Annotated in this window: 16 protein-coding genes; 9 read left to right on the top strand and 7 right to left on the bottom strand. The window is 66.3% G+C overall.

The features are described from left to right. The first annotated feature begins 398 nt into the window (after positions 1–398). The 3 genes from AXE84_RS04820 to AXE84_RS04810 all read left to right on the top strand — a co-directional run bounded on the left by AXE84_RS04820 (position 399) and on the right by AXE84_RS04810 (position 4,958). Positions 399–2,402 carry an alpha-amylase family protein gene (locus AXE84_RS04820; RefSeq protein ID WP_060957052.1) on the top strand — a complete coding sequence of 668 codons (2,004 nt, stop codon included), beginning with the start codon at positions 399–401 and terminating at the stop codon, positions 2,400–2,402. Positions 2,403–2,463: 61 nt separating this feature from the next. Further along, positions 2,464–4,125, top strand: a complete 1,662-nt coding sequence (locus AXE84_RS04815) for an L-serine ammonia-lyase (RefSeq protein WP_081093077.1) — start codon at positions 2,464–2,466, stop codon at positions 4,123–4,125. Positions 4,126–4,388: 263 nt separating this feature from the next. Continuing rightward, the gene (locus AXE84_RS04810; protein ID WP_150116251.1) at positions 4,389–4,958 is read left to right on the top strand and encodes a hypothetical protein; all 570 of its coding nucleotides are present in this window, start codon (positions 4,389–4,391) and stop codon (positions 4,956–4,958) included. Between the two features lie 64 nt (positions 4,959–5,022). On the opposite strand, the gene AXE84_RS12540 is transcribed toward AXE84_RS04810, so the two are convergent. Next, on the bottom strand, positions 5,023–5,415 hold the full coding sequence (locus AXE84_RS12540; RefSeq protein WP_167542041.1) for a MerR family transcriptional regulator: 393 nt from the start codon (positions 5,413–5,415) through the stop codon (positions 5,023–5,025). Here AXE84_RS12540 and AXE84_RS04800 point away from each other — a divergent pair. Beyond that, positions 5,404–6,195 carry an MBL fold metallo-hydrolase gene (locus AXE84_RS04800; RefSeq protein ID WP_081093075.1) on the top strand — a complete coding sequence of 264 codons (792 nt, stop codon included), beginning with the start codon at positions 5,404–5,406 and terminating at the stop codon, positions 6,193–6,195. The two genes, AXE84_RS12540 and AXE84_RS04800, sit on opposite strands and share 12 nt — an antisense overlap. A 106-nt stretch (positions 6,196–6,301) precedes the next feature. On the opposite strand, the gene AXE84_RS04795 is transcribed toward AXE84_RS04800, so the two are convergent. The 5 genes from AXE84_RS04795 to AXE84_RS04775 all read right to left on the bottom strand — a co-directional run bounded on the left by AXE84_RS04795 (position 6,302) and on the right by AXE84_RS04775 (position 12,218). Further along, positions 6,302–8,095, bottom strand: a complete 1,794-nt coding sequence (locus tag AXE84_RS04795; protein WP_060957047.1) for a carbohydrate-binding domain-containing protein — start codon at positions 8,093–8,095, stop codon at positions 6,302–6,304. 71 nt (positions 8,096–8,166) lie between these two features. Next, positions 8,167–9,183: a polyphosphate polymerase domain-containing protein gene (locus AXE84_RS04790; protein WP_081093074.1), complete on the bottom strand. Its 1,017-nt coding sequence runs from the start codon at positions 9,181–9,183 to the stop codon at positions 8,167–8,169. A gap of 52 nt (positions 9,184–9,235) precedes the next feature. After that, a complete protein-coding gene (locus tag AXE84_RS04785; protein WP_060957046.1) occupies positions 9,236–10,045 on the bottom strand; it encodes a DUF4956 domain-containing protein in 810 nt (269 codons plus the stop codon). 277 nt (positions 10,046–10,322) lie between these two features. Then, a complete protein-coding gene (locus AXE84_RS04780; RefSeq protein ID WP_060957045.1) occupies positions 10,323–11,144 on the bottom strand; it encodes a polyphosphate polymerase domain-containing protein in 822 nt (273 codons plus the stop codon). Positions 11,145–11,330: 186 nt separating this feature from the next. Next, complete coding sequence (locus AXE84_RS04775; protein WP_060957044.1) at positions 11,331–12,218, bottom strand: DUF4956 domain-containing protein; 888 nt, start codon at positions 12,216–12,218, stop codon at positions 11,331–11,333. Between the two features lie 678 nt (positions 12,219–12,896). On the opposite strand from AXE84_RS04775, the gene nrdH reads away from it, so the two are divergent. From nrdH to nrdE, 3 genes are read left to right on the top strand one after another with little or no spacing between them, the layout of a single operon-like run. Then, on the top strand, positions 12,897–13,142 hold the full coding sequence (gene nrdH / locus AXE84_RS04770) for a glutaredoxin-like protein NrdH (protein WP_003788409.1): 246 nt from the start codon (positions 12,897–12,899) through the stop codon (positions 13,140–13,142). 17 nt (positions 13,143–13,159) lie between these two features. Further along, positions 13,160–13,570 (top strand): class Ib ribonucleoside-diphosphate reductase assembly flavoprotein NrdI, encoded by a 411-nt coding sequence (gene nrdI / locus AXE84_RS04765; protein WP_003783687.1) that lies wholly within the window; start codon positions 13,160–13,162, stop codon positions 13,568–13,570. After that, a complete protein-coding gene (gene nrdE / locus AXE84_RS04760) occupies positions 13,555–15,711 on the top strand; it encodes a class 1b ribonucleoside-diphosphate reductase subunit alpha (RefSeq protein WP_060957043.1) in 2,157 nt (718 codons plus the stop codon). Before nrdI ends, nrdE begins: the two co-directional genes overlap by 16 nt. A 384-nt stretch (positions 15,712–16,095) precedes the next feature. Here the strand turns inward: nrdE and AXE84_RS12855 are convergent, their stop codons facing one another. Beyond that, on the bottom strand, positions 16,096–16,239 hold the full coding sequence (locus AXE84_RS12855) for a hypothetical protein (RefSeq protein ID WP_236750160.1): 144 nt from the start codon (positions 16,237–16,239) through the stop codon (positions 16,096–16,098). A gap of 722 nt (positions 16,240–16,961) precedes the next feature. On the opposite strand from AXE84_RS12855, the gene AXE84_RS12850 reads away from it, so the two are divergent. Together AXE84_RS12850 and AXE84_RS13050 are read left to right on the top strand one after the other, a co-directional pair. Then, entirely contained in the window at positions 16,962–17,351 is a 390-nt protein-coding gene (locus AXE84_RS12850; RefSeq protein WP_150116250.1) for a hypothetical protein, read from the top strand. Between the two features lie 168 nt (positions 17,352–17,519). Continuing rightward, positions 17,520–17,777 carry a helix-turn-helix domain-containing protein gene (locus tag AXE84_RS13050; protein ID WP_081093073.1) on the top strand — a complete coding sequence of 86 codons (258 nt, stop codon included), beginning with the start codon at positions 17,520–17,522 and terminating at the stop codon, positions 17,775–17,777. The last annotated feature ends 230 nt before the right edge of the window (positions 17,778–18,007 follow it).

The following is an 18,007-nucleotide window of genomic DNA, read 5'->3' as shown; positions in this document are numbered from 1 at the left end:
CTGGGGACAGGATTCCTGTCCCCGACGGCGTCGAATGCTCCCGCCCGGAATGACACGCCCCCGGCCGCGTGCCATGTCCCCGTCGGAGGTGGGGCCGCGGGTTCAGGCGGCCGGCACTGCGGGTTCCGGAGTCTGGCACCGCGGGTTCCGGAGTCTGGCACCGCGGGCCAGGAAGCGGGGCGGAGCCTGCTGGTGGTTGTTGGTGGCCGTCGGGGGCCGACTGTATGGCCGACTGCGTGACCGTCTGAGGCGCGGCCTCGCCGAGGATGCCGTCGGCGACCGACTGTGCGGCCGATCGCGCACCCGACCGCGCCGTCGCCTTGCCGTTGGGCGCCCCGGCTGACGCGACGATGAGGAAATGAGTACCGCGGCGACTCCGAATCGGGGACTATAGATCTATGAGCGCCGCCACTTCCCTCCCGCCATCCCTCAACGACATCGTCTTCCACGTCCTGGACCCGCTTGAGGCCGTGGAGCGGGACATCTTCCTCACGCGCGCCGAGGCCTGGTACCCCGACCTTCTCGACGGGCTCACCACCCTCTACGGCGACGCCGCCGAGGAGGAGGTCCTCAACCTGCTGGCCCTGGCCGCCCGGGCCTACGCGGAGCGCGACTACGAGCTGCGCCGCCTGGATCTGGCCCGTACCCTCGACCCCGCCTGGGCCCAGCACCCGGGCCGTGTCGGATACGCCGCCTATACCGAGCGCTTCGCCGGCACCCTGCGCGGCGTGGAGGACCGCATCGACTACCTGCGCGAGCTGGGCGTCACCTACCTCCACCTCATGCCCCTGCTCACCCCGCGCCCTGGCGACTCCGACGGCGGCTACGCGGTCGCCGACTACCGCACCGTGCGCCCGGACCTGGGCTCCATGGAGGACCTTGAGCACCTGGCCGGCGAACTGCGCGCCGAGGGCATCTCCCTGGTGGTGGACCTCGTCCTCAACCACGTCGCCGCCGAGCACGAGTGGGCGGCGCGGGCCCGTGCCGGCGAGCAGCGCTACCGCGACTACTTCCTCATCTTCCCTGACCGCACCGAGCCCGACGCCTACGAGCGCACCCTGCCGGAGGTCTTCCCGGACTTCGCCCCCGGCAACTTCACCTGGGACGACGGTGTGGGCGGCTGGGTGTGGACCACCTTCAACTCCTTTCAGTGGGACCTCAACTGGCGCAACCCCCACGTCATGGCCGAGTTCGCCGGCATCGTTCTGGACTTGGCCAACCGCGGCGTCGAGGTGCTGCGCCTGGACGCCATCGCCTTCACCATCAAGCGCAAGGGCACCGACTGCCAGGGCCAGCCCGAGGTCCACGCCATCACCGAGGTCCTGCGCGCCCTGACTCGCATCGTCTGCCCCGCCGTCGACCTCAAGGCCGAGGCGATCGTCGCCCCCACTGAGCTCCTCCAGTACCTGGGCCAGGGCAAGTACACCGGCAAGGTCTCCGACCTGGCCTACCACAACTCCCTCATGGTCCAGATCTGGTCCATGCTCGCCGCGCGCGACACGACGCTGGCCGTTGAGGCCCTCCAGAACCTGCCGGTCGAGCCCTCCACCGCCACCTGGATCACCTACCTGCGCTGCCACGACGACATCGGCTGGGCCATTGACGACGACGACGCGGCCGCCGTCGGCCTGAGCGGCTACGACCACCGGTCCTTCCTGGCCGACTGGTACAGCGGCGAGTACCCCACCTCCGACGCCGCGGGCCTGGTCTTCCAGCACAACCCGGCCACCGGGGACCGGCGCATCGCCGGGACGGCCGCCTCACTCATCGGGATCGAGGCCGCCGACCAGGCCTGGGAGGGCGTCACCGACGAGACCCCCGAGCACGAGGCCGAGGCGCTGTGGACCTGGCGCGAGGAGCGGATCCATGCCCTGCGCATGGCCCACGCCATCGTCTACGGCTGGGGCGGCATCCCCGTCCTGTGGAGCGGGGACGAGCTCGCCCAGCCCAACGACCCCAACTGGGACACTGAGCCCGGCCACGAGGCCGACTCACGCTGGGCCGGTCGCCCCCGACTCGACGAGGCCCGGCTGGCCAACCGCCGCGACCGCTCCACCGTCGAAGGACGCGTCTTCACCGACCTGGCGCACATGGCGCAGGTGCGCGCCGGCCTGCCCCAGCTCGACGCCGCCGTGCGCACCCAGGTCCAGGACGTCGACGACCCCGGGGTGCTGGTGACCTACCGCGACCACCCGCGCGGCAGCTTCGTGGGCGTGTACAACGTGACGCCGCAGTGGCGTTCGGTGGCCGCCTACCAGCTCGCCCGGCTCGGGGTCATGGGGGCCACCGACGCCCTGACTGACACGGTCCCCTTCGGCTCCACCACGCTGGACGGGGCGGGGGACGGGCGCGTGCCCGTGCCGCCCTACGCCGCCTGGTGGCTGGTGCGCCCCACGGACTGAGACGGACCAAGGTCCCGACACGGAGTTGGGCCCCGGGCGGCGGGCGTGCATCATTAAGGGCGTGACCCGCCGCAGCCTCTTCACCTCGTCAGACGCCCCCGATTCCGCAGCCGCTTCTGCGGCCATGGCGGTCACTGAGCCATCCGACGTCGCCCGGGAGACCGCGCTCGTCTCCGCGGCACTGGACTCGGCCACGCCCGCGGCCCTCCTGGCTGGGGCCATCGACGTCGAGCAGGCGCCCCGCCCGCTGAGCGTCTTCGACCTCATGCGCATCGGCATCGGTCCCTCCTCCTCCCACACCGTGGGGCCTATGCGGGCCGGCCGCGCCTTCAGCCGGGAGCTGGCCGAGGCGGTCCGCCCAGGCGGCGCGGGGGACTCCGACGCCGAGTGTGCCTCATCGGCCCCCGGCGCCGGCCTGCCGCAGCCCAGCCGCGTCACCGTCGAGCTCTACGGATCGCTGGGTGCCACCGGCCGCGGGCACGCCACTGACCGCGCCGCCGTCATGGGTCTGGCCGGCTACGAGCCCGAGACGGTCCCCGCCGTCGTGTGCGAGTCCCTCATGGAGGAGGTCGAGGCCGCCGGCGAGCTGGTGGTCGACGGCGTCGGTCCCATCCCCTTCAGCCCGAGCGTCGACATCCACTTCCTGCCCGGGCGGGTCCTGCCCTACCACGTCAACGGCATGACCCTGACCGCCTACTGCGCCAGCGGCGCCGAAATCCTGCGCCGCACCTACTACTCCGTGGGCGGCGGCTTCGTCATGGAGGACGTCGGCACCCCCGGGGCGCCGTCGATTCAGGCCCTGGCGACCGCCTCCGCCTCCCAGGCCCACGCCACCCCCGCGCCCTTCCCCTTCACCACGTCGGCCGCGATGCTGGCGATCTGCGAGCGCGAGGGCCTGAGCGTCTCCGACGTCGTCCTGGCCAACGAGCTCTCCGCCCGCAGCCGCGAGGAGGTCATGTCCTACCTGGACCGGCTGCGTGCCACGATGCGCGCCTGCATCGAGGCCGGTATGAACGCTGAGGGCATCCTGCCCGGCGGACTCGGGGTGCGTCGGCGTGCCAAGGCCCTCCATGAGCGGCTGTGCGCCCAGTCGACCGGTCCGGGTGCCGCCTTCACCATGGCCGACCCCCTGCGCGGCATGGACTGGGTGGACCTGTTCGCGCTCGCGGTCAACGAGGAGAATGCCGCCGGGCGCCGCGTGGTCACCGCCCCCACCAACGGCGCGGCCGGTATCGTGCCGGCGGTCCTGGCCTACTACGAGCGCTTCATCCCCGGGGCCGACGACGACGGCGCCCGCCGCTTCCTGTTGGCGGCGACGGCCGTGGGCGGGCTCATCAAGACCAATGCCTCGATCGCGGGGGCCGAGGTGGGCTGCCAGGGTGAGGTCGGATCGGCCTCCTCGATGGCGGCCGCCGGCCTGGCCGAGGCCCTGGGCGGGACGCCCGCCCAGGTCGAGAACGCCGCCGAGATCGCCATGGAGCACAACCTGGGGCTGACCTGCGACCCGGTGGGCGGACTCGTCCAGATCCCCTGCATCGAGCGCAACGCGGTAGCCGCCGTCAAGGCCATCAACGCCGCCCGCATGGCCCTGTGGGGCGAGGGCCGGCACGCCGTCAGCCTCGACACCGTCATCGAGACGATGCGCCAGACCGGCGAGGACATGCTCGCCAAGTACAAGGAGACCTCCCGCGGCGGCCTGGCCGTCAACGTCGTGGAGTGCTGAGGAGTGCATCTCCATGTTTGACAACGCGGATTGACGTGGCCATTCAGGTGGGTCCTTGAGCGTGACTCAACTATTCCGGCGTGCGGTACGAAACCAAAACCTAAACAACTGAAATGTAAGCGATGGGAAATTTCAACTACATTCTTATAGCCGTTGCTGTTGCTGTCGGCCCCGCAGTGAGAGTATTTTTAGGGCGCAGAAACTCGAAACGATACTCGGTCTCCACTGAGGGCGCTGTGAGGGTGCGAGCCCCGAGGTTCCCATTGATTGCCGTTATCATCCTGGCGCCCGTAGGGATCGCTTTAAATGTCGTCGGGGTGTTCTGCCTATGGTTTTCTATTCAAGCCTGGATGTATTCGCAGGATACCTCTCTGTTCTCATATGAAGACACTGCCTGGGTCTTCTTGTTGGCTCTGATGTCCCTCGCTGGCGGCATCTTTCTGTCGTCGTTATCGTATCTCATGATCATGTCTCTGAAAAATGAGTATGTCGAGACTGGAATTGATTACGTTGAGAAGCGCGGACGGCTCGGTAAGGTCACTCGGATATTCTTTCAAGAAATTTCATCGTACGATTACGATGTGGATTCCGAGGGAGGTGTGTTGACGATTGGTGCGGTGGACGGTCGCGAGATTTCGTTTGAGGTCGACTATTATCGTGGCGATTATGTGATGGCCGCCATCTCAATTCGAAAAGCTAACGGTCGCTGGTTCGATCCGACTGATGAAGCCGTTCATCAGCGACTTGTTCAGATAGCTTCTGACGGGACAGCAAGGCGCTATATCAAAGCGCATCCGCGCGATGATGATCTGAGCGTGTCATGCGGCTCCTAGCGTCGCGCCGGGATTGACTGGCGCCATCTTGGGGTGGTGCGCATGTTTCTGACCTGCATCCCCTTCACACACTGTATGGGCAGGAGGTGTTGGGGGATGTGCGCATGGCGCCGTCGACGAGACCGATGGCGCGAGTGAGCCGCTCGCGCTGGTCGGAGAGCGCCGACCGGTGATCGTTCAGCAGGGCCTTGCGCTCCTGTGCGTTTGCTCGGATGAAGCGTCTGATTTGTTCCAGGGTGAACCCCGCCTCCTGCGCACGTCGCACCGCTGCGGCACGGCTGAGTTCTTCAGGGCGATACCGACGGTGCCCGAGGGAGTCTCTCGCAGGCTTCAGGATCCCCTCGTCCTCCCAGTGCCGTAGAACGTGTGCTGCGATTCCGGTCTCACGGGCCACGTCGCCGATCCGCTTGCCTTGAGGTCGGCCTGAAGGGGGAGCCTGGTTGTCATGACGATTCATCATCTCAACTGTGGCACACTTCATCCGCCGAGCCAACTCCTTGTGAACGGTCGAGGACGTCTGACCGCTCCCGCGACACTCGTATGTCACTGCCTTGTCGTGCAGACAGGAAAGTACTGGACGCTCGTCGATGCCGGACTGGGATCAGCCGACCTGCGTAATCCCCGCGATCGCTTAGGCGATACCTTCTTGCGCAGGGTTCGCCCCGCCCTCAACCCTACAGAGCCCGCGATCATGCAGGTTCAGGCACTCGGTATCGATCCGCACGACGTGAGAAGCATCGTCCTTACCCATCACGATGTCGATCATGTGGGAGGTATTGCGGACTTCCCGTGGGCGCACGTCTACGTGTCACGCGCTCAGATCGACCTCATCATTCCCGCGCTGCGCAAGGATATGGTGCACAGGCTTCATCCCGTTCAGTGGTCGCATACACCGCAGTTGCAGCCTGTCACCTTGTCGGAGACGTGGCGTTCACGCCCCTCTTTCAGGATCAATGACAACCTGAGCCTGGTGGCGCTTGATGGGCACATTGAAGGGCACTGTGCGGTTGTCATTGACCGGGAGAACAAGCCCACTCTTATTCACGCCGGCGATGCGGTGATGGATGTCAAGACCGAGCTCTTCGGTGGACGTGCTCCCCTGGGGCTCAGGGTATTTCAGCACATGACACGGACCGATGCGCAAGCATGGCGAGAATCAAGGGCCTGGCTCAAGGAATGTGTGGAGGACGGGATCGACATCATCTGTGCTCACGAGCCGCACCCTCTTCTTTCCTGAGCCCGCCGAAGCCGGCTACCGATGCTTCGTGACAGAGCCTTGCAATGATGTGCTGGTGGGGCCGCAGCGTTGCGCTGCGGCCCCCCACCTCAGTGTCCAGCTCGAGTCAGCTGCTCTGGGCGGTGCTGGACTGGCTGTTCTGGTTGCTCTGGTTGCCGGACTGCTGCCCGCCACCGGGCTGCTGGCCCTGGCCCCCGCCGGGCTGCTGGCCCTGCCCGTCACCAGGCTGACCGCCCTGGCCTCCCTGACCACCGGCGCCACCACCCATGGGGCCGCCCGTCCCGGCCGACAGCGCTGAGGCCGTCCCCGTGGCCGAGCCGCCCGACGACGTCGCCACCGTGTACTGCTGGCCCTCCGTGAGCCCCAGCACCGTGATCGCCTCAGCCGTGAAGTCCACCTTGAGCGAGGCCACCTGAGACCCGGAAGCATCTGTGACGGTCAGCGTGTCCCCCGCGCTCACAGACGGCGAGCCCGTCACCCCCACGAGCTGGCTCTCGCCATTGGCGTCCACCGAGCCGTCCATCGCACCGGCCTGTCCCGAGACCACGACGATCCCGCCCTTGACGTAGGCGGAGCCGTTGGAGTCGATACCGTCGGAGGAGGCGTAGGAGACCTCCACCTCGCCGCCGCTGATCGTCAGCACCGAGCCGTCGTCGGACTCGGAGTCGGCGTTCTCGTGCCCCTCGATGACGTGGTCGCCGTTGGAGGCGTTGATGCCGTCGTCGCCCGCTGCGATGGACAGCTCCCCGCCGGCCACGTTGATGAACGGCGCCTGCAGCCCCTCATCGGCCGCATTGACAGTGACCTTCCCGGAGTCCTGCGTGTAGCTCACCCCGGCGTTGATGCCCTTGGGTGAGGGTGTCGAGGAGTCCGCCGTCGACTCCTGCCCGGGCGGGGCCTGCTCCTCAACAGTGGCGTTGGCCTGGCCGCCGCCGGCAGTGATTGTCAGGGTTGTGCCCTTGACAGTGACGTCCGTGGTCGCCGAGATCGCGTCGTCGGTGGAGGTCAGCGTGATGCTCGCCTTGCCCAGGGAGATGAAGCCCTTCGTCTCATCGTCGCCCTCACTGGACTTCAGGGCGTCGCCCCCGGACTCCACCGTCAGCGTCCCGGACTCCACCACCAGGTAGTCCTTGCCGCGCAGTCCGTCGTCGGCGGCCTTGACCGTGATGGTGGCGTTCCCGGTGATGATGAGGCCGTTCTTGGAGGAGATGCCGTCCTTGTAGGAGCCGGTCACGTCCAGCTGGCCGGTCCCGGTGACGGTGAGGGTGTCGGAGGAGAACAGGGCGGCGGTGGCCTCCTGCCCTGAGGCGTAGCTCACGCCGTCGGTCAGCGTGTTCTTGGAGTCCTTGGCCAGGACCACGATCGCGTTGCCGGCGTCCTGGATGTCGATGGCCGGCCCGTCCGAGCTCGTGATGCTTGCTCCCTTAAGGACCAGGCGCACGTCCGCCTTGGGGGCGTTGACGACGATCCGCCCGTTGCTGAGCTCGCCGCTGATGATGTAGGTGCCGCCGCCGCTGATGGTGACGGTGCCCCCATCGACCTTCACGTTGCTCGACGCCGACCCGCTGGCTGAGGCCGATGATCCCGACAGCGTGATCGTGGCGGCCGACGACGTGTCAGGGGTCCCGGCGTCGTCCGCCGGGCTCGAGGCGTCCTCCACCGAGGCGTTCGCCCCCAGGATGTCGGAGATGCTCGCACCGGTCGACGCCGTGGCCACCGATGAGGAGATCGTCGTCCACGTCGTGTCCGAATCACTTGAGCTCGAGGCGCTGGCGTTGCCGGAGGCCGAGGAGGTCGAGCAACCGGCCGCCAGGGCGATCGCGGCCAGGAACGCGACGGCTCCGGTCGCACGACGGCGGAGTCGGTGGATGGGCGTGGGCGTCGTCTTGATGGTCTTCATGGTTTCTGGCCTCTTCTTCTCGGGTTCTTCTCGGGTCCGATGTCGGATCGTGGGTGGTCTGGGTGCGGCGCTCAGGCGGCGCTCACGGTGGGGCTCGTGGCGCCGATGCTCTCCAGGCTGGAGCGGTCGGTGCCGAACAGGTCGGCGAGCTCGTGGGTCAGGGTCCGGTACCACCGGTTGGCGGGGAGCTCGGGGTGAAGCAGCGCCATGCCGGTGGCGTACTTCGAAATGCGGGCGGGGCGATGCCCGGCATCCCACAGGGCCCGGTCCGCGGGCGAGGGCGTGGCCGGATTCTTCGTCTCGACGACGGCGAGGCCCGTCACCGCCACCGGCTCGCCGTCGTCGATGGCCGCGGTCAGGTGGGCCGGGCGCAGGGCCTGCGGGGCACCAGCAACGATGGCAGTCCTCTCGCGTGCCGCCGGAGTCAGGCGCCGCCAGGTCAGGGACGTGTCGATGGTGGCCCGGGCCTCAGCCTCAGGCAGGTGCAAGGTGGTGCGCTCATAGGTGGTGGCCAGCATCGGCCGCAGCGCGGCGGCGACATCCCGGGCAGCAGCCGGGCCGGTGACCCCCGTGCTCGCCAGGCAGGCGGCCACGAAGGCGCGGCCCGAGCCGGTCAGGCGGGAGGCGTCGTCGGGGTGGTAGCCCATGCGTCGCTTGACGGTGGTGCCGCGCGCGCCGCGGGTCTTGACCTCCAGGAAGCACAGGCCGGAATCCAGGTAGGTGCGGGTGCGCACCTTGAAGCGCCGACGCCGCTTGCGGGCCGTGAGCATGAAGGCCTCCAGCCCCGGGGTGTCGAAGTAGGTCGAGGCGTAGGAGAAGCGGCGCCTCCCGTCGATGTCCAGGACCCGGGCCTTGGAGGTGAGACCGCCCACGAGCTCCTGCGCACGCTCCAGCGGCACCAGGTACTTGCGGTCCACTCGGGTGAGCAGGCCCGCGGCGCCGTTGAGCTCGGCGAGACTGGTTGTGGCCAGGTGGTCGGCGTTCAGGGAGCCCGACGTCGGAGCCTGAGGCCCCGCGGAGGAGACTGCCCGGGAGGTGCTCACGGTTGCCGTTGAGATCGTCGTTGAGGTTGTCGTCGTGGTCATCATCGGGGTCCTGGTCTGGCCTGGTCTGGCCTGTCGGCTTCGTCCGGGTCAGCGGTCAGCGCGAGGCCACGGCGGCGGGCGAGGCCACCTGACTGCTGGAGCGGGTGACGTACTGGGCGGCCGGCGCCACGGTGAGGGGCTGGGCCTCGACGGGCTCGGGGCGGGAGCCGGCTTGCGCGGCGTTCAGGCGCGTGCCGCTCCAGGGCTGGGCGGTCTGCGCCTCGCGGGCGACGGCAGCGGTCGGCTCGGTGGCAGGCTGCGCGGCAGGGGCGACGTCGTCGAAGGCCGTAGCGATCTCAAGCTCAGCGGGAGTGTGGCGCGGCACCCGGAAGCGGACGTCAACGGTGGTGGTGTCGTCGACCAGGTCGAGGCGCTGGATCTCCACCGAGCGGACCTGCCCGCCCAGGGTGCGCTCCAGGTGGGCGATGAGCGCGGTCTCGTTGGTGATGGCGTGGTCGAGGACGATCACCTGGTGACGGTTGCGGCGCATGAGCGCGGGGTGGTCGCCGACCCACAGGGCGGCGACGACGGTGCCCATGAGGGCCGCCACCATCCCGATGGGTGCGGTCTGGATGCCGCCGAGCAGCCCCAGGGCGAGGGCCGCGAAGAAGTAGGCGACCTCGTGCTGGGCCAGCTCGGTGGAGCGCAGGCGGATGATGGACAGGACGCCGAAGAGCCCCAGCCCCAGGCCGGCCGCGACGCTCGCCGTCGACAGCAGCAGGGTGACGGCCAGGACGCCCACGTTGACGCCGATATAGGCGGCCATGAGGTCCTTGCGCGAGTGGCGCGGGGCGTAGAGGGCTCCGACCAGGACGGCGAGGGCGATCAGGTCGGCGGCGATGTAGGTCAGGGTGGTCAGGCTCATCGGGAGGCTCCTGTCGGGTCAATCGGACCGGTGACGGGGCCTGGCCGCGGGGTGGGCAACAGGGCTGCGCCCTCAGCGCGCCGCGGCGTTGTGCGGCTCCGTCCGGTGAGAAACAGTCAACGGGTGCATTCCATGAGCGCGCTGTGAACAGGGCATGGGGGAGGCATGACTTGCCGTGCCGCGGCATGAGACGGCCAACAGCGCCCCCGCATACGGGCGAGGCCCGTGACTGGCGGAGGCGCTGATGAGGGGTGAGGTGGAGGCGTGACGGTGCTGCTCAGGCCGCGAGCTGGCGCGACCGGACCTGACGCCAGTAGCGCCCCAGGTCCCGCTTGATGGTGCGGTTCCACCGGTTGGTGGGCAGGCTCGCGTCCAACAGGGCCAACCCGGTGGCGTACTTCGAGATCCGGGCCGGTCGGTGCCCCTGATTCCACAGGAGACGGTCCGTGGGGGAGGCCGTGGAGGGGTTCTTCGTCTCGACGACGTTGAGGTGATCCACTGAGACGCCCTGCCCCAGGCGCTTCCCGTCGGGGCCGAACAGGTCCCAGGTGAGCTGGGTGTCGAAGGTGGCGCGGGCCTCGTCGTGGGGCAGGTGCAGGGTGGTACGGCTGTAGGTGGAGTCCATGACCGGGACGAGGGCATCGGCGATCGTGCGCGCCTCGTCCGAGGAGCAGGTGCCGGACTCCACGAGGCGCTCAATGACGAACAGGCGACCGTCGGGTGTGACGCGGTCGGCGTTGTCGGGGTCGTACTTGAAACGGTCCTTGACCGTGGCCTCGCGCGACCCGTTGGTCTTGACCTCCAGGAAGCACAGGCCGGAGTCCAGGTAGGTGCGGGTGCGGATCTTGTAACGCCGACGGCGCTTGCGGGCCGCCAGGAAGAAGGCGTCCAGGCCGGGGGTGTCGAAGTAGGTCGAGGCGTAGCGGAAGCGACGCAGGCCGTCGATCTGGAGGACCTGTGCCCGCGGGGCCAGGTGGTTGATGACGTGCTGGGTGTCTCCCGGGGGCACCAGGTACTTGCGGTCCATGCGAGTCAGGAGGCTCGCCTCGGAGTTGAGCTCGGCGAGGGTGATCGTGTTGATGCCGTCGGTGTTCAGCACGGTGCAGTCCTTTTCGGGAACGGGAATCGCGAGGTGGGGGCCGGTGCTGCTGGGCGGCAGCGGTGGTGCGGGGATGCGGTGGCTGCTTGGCGAGAACGCGGCGGGTGCACCACGTCCTGGATGCGCGGCGCTGATGTGGTGCTGCCCCTGCCGCCGGTGGTGCCGGCGGTGAGGTGGGCAGTGTGGTCAGTTGTAGCGGGGCTGCACCAAGGATGGAGGGTTGCTCACCTGGGCGTGCTGCTGGGAGTGCTGGGAGATGCGCTGCTGGCGGTGACCGGTGATCCAGTCGTACCGGGGTGGTGCGGTGGCGGCTCTCGCGGCGCTGTCGGCCACGGGGGCCTCGGGCCAGAGCTGCTGACTGGCGGGCTGGGCCTGGCTGGCGGCCTGAGCAGCGACCTGAACAGGGGCCTGAGGCGGAGCCTCCTGGACCAGGTGGGGACCCTGCGCCGCCTTCTCCTGCTGCACCTGGGGGGCCGGTGGCTGAGCGGGCCTCGCTGCACGGGAGCGAGGAGACAGTCGATAGTGGACCTCGACGATGGTGGTGTCATTGACCAGGTCCAGGCTCTTGAGGTCGACGCTGCGCACCTGGGCGCCGAGTAGGTCCTCGAGCTCGGTGATGAGCTCGTTCTCATCGCTGATGGCTCGGTCAAGGGTGACGACCTGGTTGCGGTTGCGGCGCATGAGTGCCGGGTGGTCACCCACCCACAGGGAGGCGAGGATGAGAGCCATGAGGATGGTGACGATGATGAGGTGGGTCTTGATGCCGCCGAGCAGGCCAAGGGCCAGGGCCGCGAAGAAGTAGGCCACCTCCCCCTGGGCCAGGGAGGAGGAGCGCAGGCGGATGATGGACAGGACGCCGAAGAGTCCCAGGCCCAGTCCGGCCCCGACGTTGTCGCTCGTTGACAGCAGCAGGGTGACAGCCAGGACGCCGACGTTGACGCCGATATAGGCGGCCACGAGGTCTCGGCGTCCGTGGCGCGGAATGTAGAGGGCCCCGACCAGGATGGCGAGCGCCACCAGGTCGGCACCGATGTAGGCCAGTGTCAGTGGTAGATCGTTCAACACCTGCTGCATGAGGATGTCCTTGGGGGAGGTGGGTTGGGAACCGTATTATTACGATAACATAACGATATGTCCGTCTATATAAATCACGCTAGGGCGTTGGCTTCTGGTTCGGTGTGAGGCTGCATACTCCGAGGTACCCCTCGCGTCTCGCGTCGTCTCGGGACTTCGTGTTGTGGGCATGGGGTGCCGGTCGGAACAATCTCCTTCAACTACCTGCGGTCTCGACTGTTTGCTGGGTGTTCGCTGGATGTGGCGACACGCCGAACGGGTGCGTCTGAGAGGGTGAATTCTGCGGCTTCATCCCCAGGGCTGGGGGCAGAGAGCCGACGACGGCCGGTCCTGCCTGTGGTTAAGGGACGCGAATAGATGTCGTACCCGTGCAGGACCATCGTTGTGCGGATTGTGGAGGTGGGGTCGAGGGCCTCCGGCGAGGCGTCCACGGACTGTCTCCACCAGCCGTCCACAGTGAGATCAAGGTTTTCCACAGAGGGGAGGGGTGGTGTGCACAGGCCCACGTTGAACACACTATCTAGGGGTGATGGACCCGGATCACCCCAAGGGGTAGTGTCTTGCTCCGCGGGGCCGTTCTGGCCTCCCGTGAATGACAAGCGTGTGGTGCAGCCGGCGCAGTCCCTGTCAGGGGACGGGCCGCAGTCACCGCCACCCGACCCTGAGGAAGAGACGGACATGGCGATCACCATCTACAGCAAGCCCAACTGCGTCCAGTGCACGGCCACCTACCGCGCCATGGACAAGGCCGGCCTGTCCTACGAGACGGTGGACATCTCCCTGGACGCCCAGGCCCTCGAGCAGGTCAAGTCCCTGGGGTACGCCCAGGCCCCCGTCGTCGTCGCCGGAGAGGACCACTGGTCCGGCTTCCGTCCGGACAAGATCAAGACCCTCGCCCTGGCCGTCGAGTCCGTCGCGGTCTGAGGCCGCGGGGGCGCGCCGTGAGTAGCGGGCCTCTGCTGGTCTACTTCTCCTCCACCTCGGAGAACACGCACCGATTCGTGGGCAAGCTCGGCTTCCCGACGGCGCGCATCCCCCTGAGGCGCACGGACCCGCCGCTGACCGTGGATGAGGAGTACGTCCTAGTCGTGCCCACCTACGGTGGCGGCTCCGTCAAGGGAGCGGTGCCCAAGCAGGTCATCGCCTTCCTCAACAACCCGGACAACCGGGCCCTGTGCCGGGGCGTCATCGCCTCGGGCAACACCAACTTCGGCCAGGCCTACTGCCTGGCGGGTGACATCATCGCCAGCAAGCTGGGGGTGCCGTTCCTGTACCGCTATGAGCTGCTCGGCACCCCCACGGACGTCGCACGCGTCAAAGAAGGATTGGAAGACTTTTGGCAGACACGCTGACGGACACCGGCTCTGAGACCGTGTCCTCCCCGGAGCTGGACTACCACGCGCTTAACGCGAAGCTGAACCTCTACGACGCGGAGGGCAGAATCCAGTTCGACGCCGACCATGAGGCGGCTCGGCAGTACTTCCTCCAGCACGTCAACCAGAACACGGTCTTCTTCCACGACCTGGAGGAGAAGCTCGAGTACCTGGTCGAGGAGGGCTACTACGAGGGCCACATCCTGGACAAGTACTCCCCGGAGTTCGTCAAGTCCGCCTTCAAGGCCGCCTACGCCCACAAGTTCCGCTTCGAGACCTTCCTGGGCGCCTTCAAGTACTACACGTCCTACACGCTCAAGACCTTCGACGGGAAGCGCTACCTGGAGCGCTTCGAGGACCGCGTCACCATGGTGGCCCTCACCCTGGCCAACGGCGTTGAGCGGCTGGCCCTCGACCTCGTCGACGAGATGATGTCCGGCCGCTTCCAGCCGGCCACCCCCACCTTCCTCAATGAGGGCAAGGCCCAGCGCGGGGAGCCCGTCTCCTGTTTCCTCGTGCGCATCGAGGACAACATGGAGTCGATCGCCCGCGGCATCAACTCCGCCCTCCAGCTGTCCAAGCGCGGCGGGGGAGTGGCCCTCCTGCTGAGCAACCTGCGGGAGATGGGCGCCCCCATCAAGCGCATCGAGAACCAGTCCAGCGGCGTCATCCCCGTCATGAAGCTGCTGGAGGACTCCTTCTCCTACGCCAACCAGCTCGGTGCCCGCCAGGGTGCGGGGGCCGTGTACCTGCACGCCCACCACCCCGACATCATGCGCTTCCTGGACACCAAGCGTGAGAACGCCGACGAGAAGATCCGCATCAAGACCCTCTCGCTGGGCGTCGTCATCCCGGACATCACCTTCGAGCTGGCCCGCAACAACGAGGACATGTACCTCTTCAGCCCCTACGACGTCGAGCGCGTCTACGGCATGCCCTTCGCGGACATCAACGTCACCGAGAAGTACCGCGAGATGGTGGACGACGGGCGCATCAAGAAGAAGAAGATCAACGCCCGCACCTTCTTCCAGACTCTGGCCGAGATCCAGTTCGAGTCCGGCTACCCGTACGTCATGTTCGAGGACACGGTCAACAAGGCCAACCCCATCAAGGGCAAGGTCGTCATGTCCAACCTGTGCTCCGAGATCCTGCAGGTCTCCGAGCCCAGCGAGCTCAACGAGGACCTCACCTACGCCCACGTGGGTAAGGACATCTCCTGCAACCTGGGCAGCCTCAACATCGCCAAGACGATGGACTCCCCGGACTTCGCCCGCACGATCCGCACCGCCGTGCGCGGCCTGACCGCCGTCAGCGACCAGACCCACCTGCCCAGCGTGCCCTCCATCGACCGGGGCAACCACGAGTCGCACGCCATCGGCCTGGGGCAGATGAACCTCCATGGTTTCCTGGCGCGCGAGCGCATCCACTACGGCTCCGAGGAGGGCCTGGACTTCACCAACGTCTACTTCGCCAGCGTCCTGTTCGCCGCCCTGACGGCGTCGAACGAGATGGCCGTGGAGCGCGGGGAGAGCTTCGTGGGCTTCGAGGACTCGACCTACGCCAGCGGCGAGTTCTTCGAGAAGTACGTGACCCAGGACTTCGTGCCGGTCACCGAGCGCGTCAAGGAGATCTTCGCGGCCTCCAGCGTGCACGTGCCCACGCGTGAGGACTGGGCCGCGCTGGCTGAGAGGGTCAAGAAGGGCGGTCTGTACAACCGCAACCTGCAGGCCGTGCCGCCCACCGGCTCGATCTCCTACATCAACAACTCCACCTCCTCGATTCACCCGATCGTGGCCAAGGTGGAGATCCGCAAGGAGGGCAAGATCGGCCGCGTCTACTACCCGGCGCCCTTCATGACGAATGACAACCTCGAGTACTACCGGGACGCCTACGAGATCGGCCCGGAGAAGATCATCGACACCTACGCCGTGGCCACCCAGCACGTGGATCAGGGGCTGAGCCTCACGCTGTTCTTCCCGGACACGGCCACCACCCGTGACGTCAACCGCGCCCAGATCTACGCCTGGCGCAAGGGCATCAAGACCCTCTACTACATCCGCCTGCGTCAGGCCGCCCTGACCGGAACCGAGGTCGAGGGCTGCGTCTCCTGCATGCTGTGAGCCTGCGACCGTCGGCTGCAGGCCCTTGATCGACGTTGGGGTCGAGAGGATGTGGCTCCTCTCGACCCCAACGTCGTGCTGGACGGAGAACTAGTTGCGCGAGCCGCCCCGTTGGTGCGCGAAACCCGGCTCGCCCACCGTCCGGAAGGCTGCCGGGTCCACTTCGCAGGGCTACTGTCCTGAGCGGCTTGAGTGTACCCGGTGACCGGAGTAGTAACGGTTACAGCGCAAGCGCCGGGCCCACATGACGACACGGGTGCACCGGCACTTACTTCCTCTCCGCGCCGTAACGCGGTGGCACGTCAACTGTACGCCATCGTTGCCGGCAACGCCGGTGGTGCTGTGTGGCTTACACGGTCGTTGAGTCCGCCCTCTCCCGCGCCGTCAGTCGCCTGCAGGTGACGAATCCTCGGCACGACGGCGCAGTTCGCGCACGGTGGCATGCGGATCCTCTCCGGCCGGGAACCCGCGCAGGCGCCAGTACATGGCCAGCAGGGAACCGTTGATCGTGTGCCAGAAGGTCGCCACCGCGAGGGTGCGGCCACCGCCGCGCTCAGGTACTGCAGGGGCAGGATCGATCCCGCAGGTTACTTCCAGGTGATGCAGGCTCGGCGAGTGGCCGCGTGGCTGTGCTGATGATGCTTGGCCGTACTGCACGAGGTCTGGGCTCTACTGGCCAGAACATGGGTGTACTCCACGTGGTTCGGGGGCCCGTGGAGTGCGGTCAACTCCCGACCAGTAGGCCCCGAGGTTCGTGGAATAGACACGTCGGGTCGGGATGTCGGGCAAGCGCCGTTCGACCAGGACGAGTCTGTTTCCCCGAATACTTATGAAGCGAGTTTTATGACAACGTCAGAAGCATGATAACAGAATAATGATTCTCATTACATTCTAGGGCTGGGTGACTTTATCATCATGCCTCAAAAAATCAAGCACAAAATTTTATACTGTTTTCTTGCTGTTCTTGCTGCCAACCTCCTGTTGTCAATCCAAAAGGGTTGGCATGGAATGTAGGGCTGCGACATCCTGATGGATGGCGGTGGCTTTATGGGGCGACATCATGGAGGTTGAATATGTTCACATACACAGCTGATGCGAGTCCGCATGGAAATGTAAATGTCCGTCGAGTGTGTGGAAACTGTGGCGGCACGTTCTATATTGTGTCGGGTGCTCAAAATTATCGTTGCCCCCATTGTGACAGCAAACAGGGCTAATGAATAGGGGTGATGCGCGGCGAGGGAGGTGTTGTTGTGGCTACCTGGAGCGATCTCGTGCGATTCATAGATCGCACTTACAAGTATGAAATGTTGAGTGAGAGCATACTGAAGCTGGTGTTCAATGTATCTGACCTGAGAAGTCAGATTGTTCTTGTTGAGCATGCCTTCAATGAGTCTCGAACTGAGTGGTGCAGGATGAGTTCCCCGATCGGTAAACTTGATGCACCCGAGGTGATCTATGCTGCACAACGATTGGGTGACACTCTTTTGGGGGGTGTCACCATGATTGATGATATGGCATATGTGACTACGTCAGTGCCTCTTCAAAACATTGATGCAAATGAGATAACAGATTCGATCGAGGGGGTTGTTAGTATTGCGGATAGGCTCGAGGCTGACATTCTTGGGACTGATGAATACTGAGAAGTGCGCCTATTTCCGAAGTTGTAACGCCTTGCCCAGACTGTTGTCGGCCTAGATAGGCTAGCTGTTGTGGGTCATGAGGTTGTAGATATGGGGTGTTGGGGGGCAGTGGGCCGTCAGGATGGGTGGTGCTGAATCATCCTTCCGACAGTAGAAAGCCCCGCTGCCATGCCCCACCGTAACGCTCCTTTGACGCCTCAGGGCCGCTACCGGTTCGTGATGCGTGTCCAGGCCGGTCGCCCCATCGCTCATGTAGCGGCTGAAGCCGGTATCGCTCGTGCCACGCTGTCGAAGTGGGTCGCTCGTTACCGCCAAGGAGGAATCTCGGAGCTTGAGGGCCGTTCCAGTGCCCCGTTCCACTGCCCCGCCCGCACCAGCGCCGAGATGGTGGACCTCATCGAGCACTGGCGCCTTACCTGCGAGTGATCTGCTTGCCGCATCAGCCACGAGCTGGTTATACGCCGGGTGGTGATGTCGGTACGCACAGTGACTCGATGGCTAGACTGAGCCGGCTGCCTGCCCATGACCGTCGTTGGGGCCAAGAGGATATGACTCCTCTTGGCCCCAACCCTCGTGGTGGATGAGCGAGCTCCTGTTGGTGCCCGCTCTTTCCATCATCTACCGCGCGGTGTGAAGCGGCTGTACACATGAGTTGT

Source organism: Actinomyces oris, assembly GCF_001553935.1.
GTDB lineage: Bacteria > Actinomycetota > Actinomycetes > Actinomycetales > Actinomycetaceae > Actinomyces > Actinomyces oris_A.
The sequence above is the reverse complement of the archived record's forward strand: the minus strand, read 5'-3'. Positions and strand labels throughout refer to the sequence as shown.

Bases quoted from the DNA above. Each gene is read 5' to 3' on its own strand.
- AXE84_RS04820 (WP_060957052.1), top strand. From the start codon at position 399: ATGAGCGCCGCCACTTCCCTCCCGCCATCCCTCAACGACATCGTCTTC.
- AXE84_RS04800 (WP_081093075.1), top strand. From the start codon at position 5,404: ATGACGATTCATCATCTCAACTGTGGCACACTTCATCCGCCGAGCCAA.
- AXE84_RS12540 (WP_167542041.1), bottom strand. From the start codon at position 5,415: ATGAATCGTCATGACAACCAGGCTCCCCCTTCAGGCCGACCTCAAGGC.
- AXE84_RS04795 (WP_060957047.1), bottom strand. From the start codon at position 8,095: ATGAAGACCATCAAGACGACGCCCACGCCCATCCACCGACTCCGCCGT.
- AXE84_RS04790 (WP_081093074.1), bottom strand. From the start codon at position 9,183: ATGATGACCACGACGACAACCTCAACGACGATCTCAACGGCAACCGTG.
- AXE84_RS04785 (WP_060957046.1), bottom strand. From the start codon at position 10,045: ATGAGCCTGACCACCCTGACCTACATCGCCGCCGACCTGATCGCCCTC.
- AXE84_RS04775 (WP_060957044.1), bottom strand. From the start codon at position 12,218: ATGCAGCAGGTGTTGAACGATCTACCACTGACACTGGCCTACATCGGT.
- nrdH (WP_003788409.1), top strand. From the start codon at position 12,897: ATGGCGATCACCATCTACAGCAAGCCCAACTGCGTCCAGTGCACGGCC.
- AXE84_RS13050 (WP_081093073.1), top strand. From the start codon at position 17,520: ATGCCCCACCGTAACGCTCCTTTGACGCCTCAGGGCCGCTACCGGTTC.